The following is a 12,987-nucleotide window of genomic DNA, read 5'->3' as shown; positions in this document are numbered from 1 at the left end:
ATTTAAGGAATTAATTAATTGCAGGACAATTACAATCGTATTTTTCTCGTTTACAAAACAGGTTCAACCCTAAAGTAATTTGGTGATACCCTCCATTATCAAAACGAACGGCTCCTGCTACTTGAGAATACGTGTAGGCTAACATGAAGTTATTATAGTTCAAACCAACGATAGGACTAAAAAACTGCAATTTCTGAGTAGCCACACTATTATTATTGATGTATTCGGCACCATCTAAACTTCTTCTATACGACAATCCTCCCCATATACTTCCAAAATCTAGATTTTTGTAGGCTTTTAAATTCACATCAATTGTTTTTTCTTGAGTTTTCTCTGTTAATTGAAACAGAACAGAAGGCTCCCACAGTACCTTCTCTTTGTTTCCAAAAATATAACCAGCACTCAATAGATATTTCCTCAAATTGTCACTTTCATAGACACTATAAATTGCTCTTCGAGTTTCTACCACATTCTTTACAGTAGCATGCGCATAAAAATTCAAGTAATTATACGAAGCGCCAAAGTCGAAATTTAAGTAAGAATCTCTTTGAACTATAGTTCCATTAATATTGGGATCAAAATCGCCTGAATTCAAAAATGCTGTTTCATCCAATTGACTTTGAATTACGCCAGCACTCAAACCAAAAGACAATTGATTCAAGTCAATTTCATCACGAGAAAACAAAAGATGATATGCGTATGAAACTTTCAATCCTTTTTGAGAATGGTATCCATTTTTATCGTTAAAAACAATAATCCCGGCTCCAGCTCTATCTGAAACACGTCCGTTAAAACTCAACGTTTGCAATTGTGGAGCATCATCTTGACCAAACCATTGTTTTCTTGCCGTCAAGCGTATTTTTGCGCAATTAGAAGCGCCAGCCATGGAAGGGTGAATTAAATAATAATTATCGGATAAATAATCAGAATAAACAGGTACTCCTTCTTGCGCATTGGCAAACCCTATCACAAAAAGAACTAGACTTAAAAACTTAAATTTTATATACATTTAGTAATACTATTAATGAAATCGATAGACCAAAAAACAAGACAAATGGTTGAAGTTAATACTTATTATTCCTGTTTATTATTAATTAATCTTATAAAAAACCAAATATAGGTATTAGTAGAAAATAACTTTAGTAATTTTGCGAAAAATAATAAGTCATGACAAAAATAACTATAAAGGAAACCCAAAATCCAACGATATTGAAATTTGAATTTCCTGATTTCATTACACAAAATGAAAACTACGAATTCAAGAACATTGATGAGACAAAAAATGCTCCATTGGCGCAACAATTATTTTATTTGCCATTCGTAAAAACCGTATACATTTCGGGGAATTTCATTGCAATCGAACGCTTTAGCATTGTAGAATGGGACGATGTAAAAGAGGCCGTTGCAGAACAAATTGAGAAATTTGTAAATGATGGAGGAACAATCCTAACGGTTGATGAAAACAGAAGCAAAAAACAACCTATAACGGTTTATGGAGAAACTACTCCAAACCCAGCTGCACTGAAATTTGTTGTTAGCAGAATGCTTACAAAAACACCTATCGAATATAAAAATATTGACCAGACTTCTTCTTCACCTTTAGCTCAAGAATTATTTAAATTCCCTTATGTAAAAGAAGTTTTCATCGATGAGAATTATGTTTCGGTAACAAAATATGAAATTAACGACTGGCAAGAAATCACCTTAGAACTAAGAACATTTATCAAACAATTTATCGAAAATGGTGGGACAGTTATCGATGAATCACTTTTAGATATCGCATTGAAAGATGAAAAAATAAAAGATCAAAACTTTGATAACCTAGACGAGACTTCTCAAAAGATCATTAACATTTTAGAAGAATATGTAAAACCCGCAGTAGCTGCTGATGGTGGAAATATTGTTTTTGATTCTTATGACGACCAGACTGATACCGTAAAAGTAATGATGCAAGGAGCTTGTAATGGTTGCCCTTCTTCAACTTTCACCTTGAAAAGTGGTATTGAAAATATGCTTAAAAGTATGTTGAATAATGACAATATAAAAGTAGAAGCCGTCTAAAGCCTCTCAACTTTAACTAAAGCGTCTCAACAGAGGCGCTTTTTTGTTTTCAAAATATATAAATAGTTAATTTTCAGTTATTTTAAAAACAACAACGAAAGATTTTCATAATAAATTGTTTATCATTGTGTACTAATTTTAACTATCAAATACCATGGGTATCACATCATTTTTTAAAAATCTATTTGGATCAGCAAAGGAATCGGCAACAGAGGTAGCCAAAGAAGCTGAATCAACATTTGAAGAAGTAAAAGAAGCCGCAGCACCTCATATCGATAGTGCCTTGAAATTTGCGGATGAATCCTTTGAAAAGGTAAAAGAAACCGCCGCACCATACCTTGAAAAAGCAGAAAAATTAGCTGATGAAACTATTGATAAAGTAAGTACTGCAGCTACTCCAGTTATAGAAAAAGCAGAAGAATATGCCAATCAAACCAAAGAAATCATTAATGAATATGCAGACAAAGCAGAAACTGTACTTGGAGATTTGCTGGATCAAGTAAAAGAAAAAACTGAAGCAGTTACAGAAAAAGCAGAAGAAGATGTCACAGAAAAAGCAAACGAAATTAAAAAAGACATAGATGAAGCCACAAAATAATTTCTAAATAATTGTACTTTTGCAGATCACAAACCTTCTCGTTGAGAAGGTTTTTTTAATAAAAAAACAGGTAGTATGGAAGTAAACCCAAACCAATTAACCAATTACGCATCGCTACTTTGGAATGCCGTTCTTGATTATTCTCCAAAAATTATTTCGGCATTTGTAATTCTGATTGTTGGTATTTACGCCATCAGATTAATCACTCGATTGATCAAAAAAATAATGGTCAAAAGAAATTTAGACCCCACACTCACGAAATTTTTAGCCGATATTCTGATTTGGGCATTGCGAATCCTTTTATTTATTGCTTTCATATCGAAGCTTGGCGTAGAAACCTCTTCTTTTGTTGCTATTTTAGGAGCTATGGGATTGGCTGTTGGTTTATCGCTTCAAGGCTCTCTTTCAAATTTTGCGGGAGGAATGTTAATCATTCTTTTTAAACCCTTCAAAGTTGGCGATACTATCGAAGCTCAAGGTCAAATTGCCACAGTTTTAGAAATACAAATTTTTGTAACCAAACTGGTTACCGCAAACAATCAAACCATTTTTATACCGAATGGCATTTTATCCAACGGAACTATTATCAATTATTCAACACAAGGGCAACGCAGAGCCGACTTGACTATCGCCATTTCATATGAAACAGATATCAAAAAAGCTAAGGAGATTATTGCAGAAGTTATGCGAAGTAACCCAAAAGTTTTGTCTAATCCAGCACCAGAAGTTACCGTAAAAAACTTAACCGATAACGCAATTCAACTAGCGGTGCGTCCGTGGGCTAAAAATGAGGATTTTGGCGCTGTCTTTTCAGAAACATTAGAAAATTGCAAATTGGCTTTTGATGCTGCTGGTATTACAATACAACCTTATGTTAGGGAATCTTCAATTCAAAACTAAAATTACTTTTTAGTAGTAATCATAAAATCTTTCAAGTAAAAAGGTTCAAAATAAGCGACATCTACGGTGTCGCTTTTTTGGTATTTCTCAAAACTCAAAGCACTCATTTCTTTGGCAGACGGATATTGAATCCCTTCTAAAAAGACAAAATTAGGAGCGGAAAGTACCGTTTTACATTTTTCATTGCAATCCCCAATAAAATAGAGGGTCTCTTTACTATCGGCAAACGAATTTTCAGTGATCACTTCGGCTTGAATGGCTCTCTTCTGCTCATAATTGGCATCAAAAATAGCACTGTATACTTCCATTCTTCTGGCATCAATCATTGGAACGATACAACCATCTGTTTGCTTTACTTGTCTAGCTAAAGTTTGCAGAGTATCAATCGCAATCAACGGAATATCCAAAGCATAACACAAGCCCTTGGCCGCCGAAACACCTATTCGTAATCCTGTATACGAACCGGGGCCTTGACTAACAGCAATGGCATTAAGGTCTTTAAAAGCAATTCCTGCCTCTTGAATTATTTCCTCTATAAAAACGTGTAAGCGTTCGGCGTGAGAATAACCCTCCTCGGACATCTCTTTGCATAAAAGTGTAGCCCCATCTTTCGCTAAAGACACGGAACAATTCTTAGTAGCTGTTTCAATATTTAATAAGTATGCCAAAACGTAAATTGTATAAACTTAAAAAATCACAATCTTCTTTGACGATTGTGATTTTTTAAGTTGTTAGACTATGATTTTATTTCTTTCCTTCTTTTGCATTATCGGTTTTCAAGGAGACTTTATCCCCTGAATTGAGCTCTTTAGAAACCGTTGTATAAGGCCCAGTAATAACTACATCTCCCTTTTTCAAGCCCGATAAAACCTCAATATTGGTATCATCCTGAATACCAGTTTTGATTACTCTAATTTTTGCTTTATTGCCAACTTTCACAAAAACACATTCGAATTTTTTATCGCTTTTCGGTTTTGATTTTTCGTCATTAGGATCCTCTACTTTAATTTCTTTTACCGCAGCGGTATCTGATTTTACAACTACTGAACTAATTGGCACAGTTAAAATATTCGATTTAGTATTCGTAATAATATCAACTGTAGCAGTCATTCCCGGTCTAAAAGGCGAATAAGTACTTGGCTTACCTTGTAATAAATCTTGATAAGACTCTTTCAAAATTCTAACTTTTACTTTAAAGTTAGTCACCTGATCCGCCGTTAAAGTAGAACTAGCTGAATTTGAAATACTAGTTACAACGCCTTTGAATTGTTTTTTCAAATAAGCATCTACCTCTACATTCGCTTTGTCACCAACCTTTATTTTTACAATGTCATTTTCGTTTACATCTACTTCAACCTCCATATTGTTCAAATTGGCTACGCGTAAAATCTCGGTTCCTGCCATTTGTTGCGTTCCCAAAACACGTTCTCCTAATTCTACATTCAATACAGAAATAGTACCATCAGCAGGCGCATAAATAGTGGTTCTACCTAAGTTATCTTTAGCTTCAAGGACTGTTGCAGAAGCACTCTGTACGTTGTAATAAGCGTTTTGTTTGTTGGCTTTGGCTACTTCAAAAGAAGCTATCGCTTTGTCCCAATCTGCTCTTGAAATAATACCTTTATCATACAATGATTTGTTTCGGTCATAATTGGCTTTGGCTTCTTTGTAAGAAGCTTCAGATTGGCTTAAACCTGCTTTGGTTCCTGACAAATTGGATATCGTTCTGTTATAACTAGAGGTGTATAAATCTGGATTTATTTTAACCAATAAATCTCCTTTTTTTACCACTTGTCCTTCTTTTACATTCAATGCAATAATTTCTCCAGATACTTCAGAAGATATTTTTACTTCAATTTCGGGTTGTATTTTTCCAGTAGCAGAAACGGTTTCTACAATGGTAGATGCAGCCACATTGGCAATTTCAATTTCGGTTCCTTTATCTTTATTTCCAATTACTCCTGATTTGGAAAGCCCTACTAAGGTTCCTATTAAGACAACGGCAACGGCTAAAAGTATATAAATAGTTTTCTTAGACATAATGTATTAGTTTTTTAAGATTGGAATTCCAAAATAGAATTCAAGTATTTTAATTTTAAAAATATAGTCGTATTTGGTTCGGATTACTTCTGATTGTGCATTGGTCAACAATGTTTGTGCTTGATTAAAATCGAAGGAATTCATCATCCCCACCGCATAACGTTCTTTCGCGTAATTGAACGCTTCTTGTCTAGACTCCAAGGCAACAATAGCCGATTCGTGTGTTTTTAAAGCACCTTTAGCATCGGTAAAAGCCGTGTACACATTTCTTTGTAAATCTAATTCTTGTTGTTCCAAAGCTATTTTAGATTTCTCTAAATTGACTTTGTTGCGCTCAACATTATTCTTTACCGACCATCCATTAAAAATTGGAATTGATAATTGTGCACCAAATGCTTGTCCTTTATTATCTCTAAACTGATCCCAAAAAGGCAAAGCTGATTTAGTAACTGGATTACCATTTTGATCTAAACCAATTCTATCAGCATAAGCAATCCTTGTATTATAATTGTAAAACCCTTGCAAGGTTGGTTGAAAAGCTCCTTTGGCAATGGCCAAATCTTTTTGAGCTACTTCTAAATTCGTTTTAGCAATTTTCAACTCAGTTCTTGATTCTTTTGCTTTATCATAAATAGCTGTGGCAGGTTGAGCCAAAATATTATTTTCATCCTTAATACTTTGATTGTCTATTACATCAAAATCATAAAAATCTTTCAACTGTAACAATTGGGCTAAACTCAATTTTGAAATCAATAAAGCGTTTTCAGCTGTGACTACATTCTGTTTATTAGTAGCCACGGTTGCCTTTATGTCTAAAACATCTCCCCTTGGTATGGATCCTGCCTTCACTAATTCCTCAGAACGAGTCAATTGCTTTTCAGTAATGGCCAACTGCTCTTTTTGAACTTTTAAATTTTCTTTGTTAAACAAAATTTGTAAAAAGGCATTTGCTACATTAAGAGCAATATCTTCTTGCATTTTAAGCAATTGATATTTTGAAGCTACAATGGCTAAATTTGCTCTACGCAACGTATTTTGATTTTGCAAGCCTTTATAAATATCAACACCTAATGTTCCTCCTACAGAAGTAAACTGAGTGGTTTGATTTCGCAGTAAACCGGTTGTAATATCCTGGTTTAAACCAATATTCCATGAGTGTGAAGTATTAGCATTTAGCGAAGGAATAAAATTTCCCACTGCCCCTTTTTTATTAATCTCAGCAGTTTTGATATCTAGCGCGGTGTTTTTGATAGAAATATTATTTTCTATCGCATATTTTACACACTCTTCTAAAGTCCAGGTTTTAGTTTGTGCCGTTCCAACAACGGAAGCGAACAAAAAGAACACTAAACTTAAATAATTATTTTTTTTCATAAATCGGGAATGAAAGTGCAACAAATATACTGCACAAATTTAACATTTTTTCAAAATTAGCAACTAGTTTGTGGGGCTTAATTAGGGCTTGGGCTCTTCGGTTAACAATCCTTGATTCCATACTTTTATCTTGTCTGTATCTTTAATTCCGCTTTTTATCTGAACATAAATTCCATCGCTTACACCCAAAACCAAATCTTTACGAACAAATTTTTGTGGTCCTGTTTGGACTTCAACATAAGGTTTCTGAGTTTTTTTATCAAATTGTACTAACGCTTCTTTGATAGCCAAAACTTTATCGGCTTTTTCCAAAATAATAGAAGCATTTGCGCTTAATCCTGCTCTAATAAAGGTGTTATCGCGATTGGTCATTTTTGCTTTGATTTCAAATTGAATCGCGCCATTTTCGGTTTTTCCCTTTGGAGCAATGTAATTCAAAACCGCATCGAATTTTTTGTTTTCGATAGCACCAACCGTAATCTCAATTGGCAAATTTTCTTTTATTTTACCCACTTCAGATTCGTCGATTTTTCCAACAAAAATCATTCTTCCAACGTCGGCTACACTTGCAATAGTCGTTCCTTCATTGAAATTGTTACTTTCAATAACTTGATTTCCTACTTTCACGGGGACATCTAATACCATTCCGTTTACCGTAGAACGAATCAAAGTGTTCGCATAGTTACCCATTCCAGATGTAGTACCTGTTTTTACGATATCGTTGCTTTTTTTAGCTGCAACATAGTTTTGTTTTGCTTGTTTATATGCTACTTGAGCAGCGTCAAAATCATTAGCAGAAATCACACCTTTATCGAATAATGTTTTTTGCCTTTGAAATAATTTTTCTTGGTTATCCAAATCGATTTTGGCCGTTTGCACTTGATTTTGCGTATTATTCAAAGTAGAAACATTCGCTACAACTTTAATTTTAGCAATCAAATCACCAGCTTTAATTGTCTCGCCAGCTTTAATGTATACTTCTTCAATAATTCCAGAAATATTAGGCTTAATCAATACCTCTTCGTCAGGAACGATATTACCTGTAGCGATAGTTGTTTTTACAATAGTTTTATTTTCTGTTTTATCGGTTTGAAAAACTACCGGTGGCTCCTGATTTTTAGTATACAAGTAGTACAAAGCGCCAAAAAAAACTAGTGCTATTACGACTAATACAGTTATAGTAATTCCTTTTTTCATTGTAAATATGGTTATTCGGTTATTATTTATTCGGTTCTTAATGCATCTACAGGTTTTACACGAATGGCAGTTTGCGCGGGAATAAATCCTGCAAGTAATCCTGAGCCAATCAAAATGAGTAGCGCAAAAAACACTACTGCTAAATCTACACTTGGATTCGCAAACATCATATCATCACTCGGCATGCTATCCAAAACAAAATTCAAGACCCACAATACTCCTGTTGCCAATGCAATACCAAACATTCCTGCCATAATCGTCAAGAAAATAGCTTCGGTTAATATTTGTGTTCTTATGGCTCCAGGTGTAGCTCCAAGAGCTCTTCGTATTCCTATTTCTTTGGTTCGTTCTTTTACTACAATTAGCATAATATTAGAAATTCCAATCACACCAGAAAGCAATACCAAAGTACCCACGAAATAAGCAATGAATCTCAAAATAGCAAAGAGACTTTGTACTTTACTAAACTCTGCATACAAGTCAAAATTACCAATAGCACGATCGTCTGCCGGATTTATGGAGTGTCTCCCTTTCATAAACTCCAAGATTTTTGGCTTTAAATCCGTAATTGAAGCGCCATCATTCGCCGTTAGTGCCATCCAACCAACCGTATCTCCAAAATTAAAAGCTTGCTGAAAAGTCGTAAAAGGAATAAAGATTTTTTTCTGTTCTTCCTCTCCTCCACCTCTATTGTTGGACTTTGATTTATACACTCCCACAATCATAAAATTCACGCCATTGATCTTGATATAACTCCCAATAACTTCTTCCGCTGGAGTATATAGTTCTTTGATTACGCCTTGACCAATGACAGCAACTTTCCTTTTTAAATTAATGTCTTGTTGGTTTAAAAATCGGCCTTTTGGAATATCCATAGGCTCTTGATTTATCAACTCTGGATAATCCCCGTAAATAGTATAAGCTGCTGTTTTGGTACCACGAACCACATTATTGGCTCCCTCAAAACCACCTAATTGATTTCGTGGTGACACATACAATAAATCAGGAAAATTCTCTTTCAACGCAGCAACATCAGCATTTTTAAAATTAAATTTTCGGTTAGCCGGCAACCCTTTATATGGTTTTGAAGCGGTTTGTGACCACATGAACATTGTATTGGTTGCAATACCATCAAAGCCTTTTTTCACTCCGTTTTCTAAACCATTTCCAGCAGCAAGCAAGATGACCAAAATAAAAATCCCCCAAAACACACCAAAAGCCGTGAGAATAGTTCGGAACGTATTGGCCGTCAATGCTTCTAAAATCTCATTCCATTTATCTCTATCAAACATAATTATTCGTCTCTAAGTGCTACAATAGGTTTGATTTTGGCGGCATGATAGGCAGGAAAAAAACCTGCCATTGCGCCAGCGAATACTAATAAAATTAAAGTAGTAATAGCTACCCCAAAATCTACTTCTGGATTTAAAAAATAGTCACTTTTCACATAAGGGCCAACGAGTTCAAGCAATAACAAACTGGATAACAAACCTATAAAACCAGCAATTGTGGTAATAAAAATAGACTCGTGCAAAATCATCCCCACAATAGAAATAGGTGATGCGCCAAGTGCTTTTCGAATTCCAATTTCTTTGGTACGCTCTTTTACAATAATCAACATAATATTACTAACCCCAACTACTCCTGCAATAATAGTACATATTCCAACCCACCAAAAAAATAGACGGATGTACAAATTCAAATCATAAAATTGCTTAGCATTTTCAATAGAATTATTAATTCCTATGGCACTTTCATCATCTGGTGCAACGGTATTTTTACTTCGTAACATTTGCCCTAATTCTGCCGTAAACTTGGTAGATTGTGCTAATGCTTCTTCATAAGTTGCCATTTTATTCAATGTAAATTGCATATTACTTATTTTGTCGCCTACACTAAAAGCTTTCTGAGTTGTGGTGATAGGCAAATAAATCCTTGATTCCTCACGTTCTCCTGATGGATCCGTAAACACACCTATAACCTTAAAATTCACATTATTGATTACGATTTCTTCTCCGATAGAATTCTTATCTTTAAATAAATCCAACTTTACTTTCTGACCAATAGCAGCCACTTTTTCGTTATGCAACAAATCATTTTCGTTGATAAAACGTCCGCTAACAATTGTAGCATTTTCTAAAGCTAAATAATCCGGATAAATCCCTCTGAATTGATAATTTCCTGTTTCTTTTCCGTAAACGATAACACCATTCCAATAAGAATAAACTGCTGATCTTCGATCCAGCTTATCATCAAATTTGGTAACCGCCAAGTTGTAATCACTATTCCTGAACTGCACTTCTCTTCCTGGGTTCAGTCCTTTATATTCTTTGGTTGTAGTACCCGTCCATACTTCAATTATTCCTTCCGCATCACGTTCGAATTGTTTGGCAATTCCGTTTTGCAATCCTTTCCCAGCGCCTAACAAAATCACCAAAATAAAAATACCAGAAGCCACAGAAATACCCGTCAAGAAAGTTCTCAACTTATTTTTGGCAATTGCCTCAAAAATTTCCTGCCAGCGTTCCGTATTAAACATAAGAAGAAGCTCTTACTTGTTCTACTAATTTATCATCTATTATCAATCCATCTTTCAAGACTACATTTCGCTTGCACATGGCAGCAATATCTGGCTCGTGAGTTACAATTAGAATGGTTTTCCCTTCATCATTAATTCCTTGAATTAGCTCCATAACTTCATAAGATGTTTTGGTATCTAATGCCCCTGTTGGTTCATCTGCTAATAATACTTTTGGATTTGAAGCCAAAGCTCTAGCTATTGCAACCCTTTGCTTTTGTCCCCCAGAAAGTTCGTTAGGTAAATGATGCGAGTGACTATCCAATCCTACTTTTTTCAAATAAGCCATTGCGATTTCGTTGCGCTCTTTTCGTTTCACACCTTGATAATACAAAGGCATTGCAACATTGTCTAATGCAGTTTTATAATTAATCAAATTAAAGGACTGAAAAACGAAACCTAGAAACTTGTTACGGTATCTAGAAGCAATGGTTTCATTCAGGTTTTTTATAGGTACATTATCTAAAATATAACTTCCACTATCTGCCTCATCTAATATACCTAAGATATTGAGCAAGGTCGATTTACCTGAACCAGACGAGCCCATTATGGCTACCAACTCTCCTTCTTGTATATTGAAATTAATTCCTTTAAGCACATGTAAGGAAGAAGAACCCATCTTATAGGATTTATGCAAGTCTTTAATTTCAATCATACTAAAAAAATTATGGCATTAATGGAATTTATGAACAAAATCAATTGTTAGTATTGCTACCTAAACAATTCTAAACGATAAGACTCGATTGCTTTGAAAATGTTACAAAAAAACTAGAATAATATTTGTTTTAGTATTTTTACCAAAACAAACTTTCATCAAATGTCAAAAATTTTTCTTTTTATACCCATTATATTTGCAGTAACACTATTCGCAAGTTGTTCTACAGTTAACAAAATTGCTGCCTTAAAACCAGAACCCGACGACGCAATTCCCTTAGTATACGAAAGCAGCCCATCGTTTATTAACCTGCCCGTTACCATCAAACTAAAAGACATCGAGAACAAAACCAATGCTTCCCTTAATGGTTTGATCTATGAAGACAACACCATTGAAGACGATGACATTGAATTGAAAGTTTGGAAAGAAGCTCCTATAACCATCAACAATGCACACGAAGGAACCACCGAAAAAATTAAAACCGTTTTACCGCTTAAAGTGTGGGTGAGATACCGAATCGGAACAAAAAAACTAGGGGTAGAATTGTACACTTACAAAGAGTTCAATCTAAATGGCGTGGTAACATTACATAGCGAAGTAAATCTCACCAATTGGCGCATGCATACCAAAACCGAATTAAAATCTTTGGATTGGAAAGAGAGTCCAACCATGGTACTGCTTGGAAAAAATGTCCCCATCACTTACATCATCAACCCAACCATAAGTCTATTCAGATCAAAAATTGAAAAGAAAATTGACGAATCGATTGAAAAATCAATGGATTTCAAACCTAATGTTTTAGAAGCTTTAGAGAAAATATGCACTCCTTTTGAAATGAGCGAAGCGTATTCGAGTTGGCTACGAATTTCACCAATTGAAATTTATACCACCAATGCTCGATTAAAAAATGACACTTTTGTTTTAGAAATGGGAATGAAATGCAATATGGAAACCCTAATTGGTACAAAACCCATCTCAAAATATGACAAAAACAAAATTGTCCTAAAACCGGTTACTCAAATTCCTCAACAAATCAACACCAATATTGCCGCAGTTTCTACCTATCAGGAAGCTTCAAGGATTATGACCAAAAACTTTAGCGGGCAAGTTTTTGGCTCTGGCAATAAAAAAGTGAGTGTAGAGAACGTAAATATTTGGCACAAAAACGGTAAAATGGTGATTGCTTTAGACCTTCTAGGAAGTATTAATGGAACTATTTATCTTTCGGGTTTTCCTCAATACAATGAAAAAAGTAAAGAAATATATTTTGATAAACTAGACTATGTCTTAGATACTAAAGACAAATTAATAAGAACTGCCAATTGGCTTGCACAAGGCATTATCTTACGGAAAATTGAAGCCAACTGCAGGTATTCGATCCAACCGAATTTGGACGAAGGCAAGAAAAGCATGATGACTTACCTGAATAATTATTCTCCATTGCCTGGTGTTTTCGTAAATGGTAAAATGGAAGACATTCAATTTCAAAAAATTCAATTGACCAATCAAGCAATCATTGCTTTCATTAATGTAAAAGGTTCCGTTAAAGTTACCATCGATGGATTGAAATAAAACAAAAAAAGG

12 protein-coding genes are annotated in these 12,987 nt (G+C 34.6%); 4 read left to right on the top strand and 8 right to left on the bottom strand.

Features of this window, described 5'->3' with window-relative positions; translation table 11 throughout:
* Positions 1–10: 10 nt before the first annotated feature.
* Entirely contained in the window at positions 11–1,009 is a 999-nt protein-coding gene (locus FLB_RS12835) for a type IX secretion system membrane protein PorP/SprF (RefSeq protein ID WP_064716358.1), read from the bottom strand.
* Positions 1,010–1,167: 158 nt separating this feature from the next.
* On the opposite strand from FLB_RS12835, the gene FLB_RS12830 reads away from it, so the two are divergent.
* From FLB_RS12830 to FLB_RS12820, 3 genes are all read left to right on the top strand, one after another.
* Positions 1,168–2,061 (top strand): NifU family protein, encoded by an 894-nt coding sequence (locus tag FLB_RS12830; RefSeq protein ID WP_064716357.1) that lies wholly within the window; start codon positions 1,168–1,170, stop codon positions 2,059–2,061.
* 154 nt (positions 2,062–2,215) lie between these two features.
* Complete coding sequence (locus FLB_RS12825) at positions 2,216–2,659, top strand: hypothetical protein (RefSeq protein WP_064716356.1); 444 nt, start codon at positions 2,216–2,218, stop codon at positions 2,657–2,659.
* A gap of 75 nt (positions 2,660–2,734) precedes the next feature.
* Positions 2,735–3,559: a mechanosensitive ion channel family protein gene (locus tag FLB_RS12820; RefSeq protein ID WP_064716355.1), complete on the top strand. Its 825-nt coding sequence runs from the start codon at positions 2,735–2,737 to the stop codon at positions 3,557–3,559.
* A 2-nt stretch (positions 3,560–3,561) separates the two neighbouring features.
* Here FLB_RS12820 and tsaB read toward each other — a convergent pair whose 3' ends face one another.
* The 7 genes from tsaB to FLB_RS12785 all read right to left on the bottom strand — a co-directional run bounded on the left by tsaB (position 3,562) and on the right by FLB_RS12785 (position 11,403).
* On the bottom strand, positions 3,562–4,227 hold the full coding sequence (tsaB, locus tag FLB_RS12815) for a tRNA (adenosine(37)-N6)-threonylcarbamoyltransferase complex dimerization subunit type 1 TsaB (RefSeq protein ID WP_064716354.1): 666 nt from the start codon (positions 4,225–4,227) through the stop codon (positions 3,562–3,564).
* Between the two features lie 76 nt (positions 4,228–4,303).
* On the bottom strand, positions 4,304–5,599 hold the full coding sequence (locus tag FLB_RS12810) for an efflux RND transporter periplasmic adaptor subunit (RefSeq protein ID WP_064716353.1): 1,296 nt from the start codon (positions 5,597–5,599) through the stop codon (positions 4,304–4,306).
* A 6-nt stretch (positions 5,600–5,605) separates the two neighbouring features.
* A complete protein-coding gene (locus tag FLB_RS12805) occupies positions 5,606–6,973 on the bottom strand; it encodes a TolC family protein (protein WP_064716352.1) in 1,368 nt (455 codons plus the stop codon).
* 81 nt (positions 6,974–7,054) lie between these two features.
* The gene (locus FLB_RS12800) at positions 7,055–8,170 is read right to left on the bottom strand and encodes an efflux RND transporter periplasmic adaptor subunit (RefSeq protein WP_064716351.1); all 1,116 of its coding nucleotides are present in this window, start codon (positions 8,168–8,170) and stop codon (positions 7,055–7,057) included.
* A 26-nt stretch (positions 8,171–8,196) separates the two neighbouring features.
* Entirely contained in the window at positions 8,197–9,462 is a 1,266-nt protein-coding gene (locus FLB_RS12795; protein WP_064716350.1) for an ABC transporter permease, read from the bottom strand.
* 2 nt (positions 9,463–9,464) lie between these two features.
* Positions 9,465–10,709: an ABC transporter permease gene (locus FLB_RS12790; protein ID WP_064716349.1), complete on the bottom strand. Its 1,245-nt coding sequence runs from the start codon at positions 10,707–10,709 to the stop codon at positions 9,465–9,467.
* Complete coding sequence (locus FLB_RS12785; RefSeq protein ID WP_064716348.1) at positions 10,702–11,403, bottom strand: ABC transporter ATP-binding protein; 702 nt, start codon at positions 11,401–11,403, stop codon at positions 10,702–10,704. The genes FLB_RS12790 and FLB_RS12785 overlap by 8 nt, the downstream gene beginning before the upstream one ends.
* A 162-nt stretch (positions 11,404–11,565) precedes the next feature.
* Here FLB_RS12785 and FLB_RS12780 point away from each other — a divergent pair, with 162 nt between their 5' ends.
* A complete protein-coding gene (locus FLB_RS12780; protein WP_064716347.1) occupies positions 11,566–12,975 on the top strand; it encodes a DUF4403 family protein in 1,410 nt (469 codons plus the stop codon).
* Positions 12,976–12,987: the final 12 nt, after the last annotated feature.

This window comes from Flavobacterium succinicans (genome assembly GCF_001662485.1).
Classification (GTDB): domain Bacteria; phylum Bacteroidota; class Bacteroidia; order Flavobacteriales; family Flavobacteriaceae; genus Flavobacterium; species Flavobacterium succinicans_A.
This window is presented reverse-complemented; position numbering and strand designations above follow the sequence as displayed.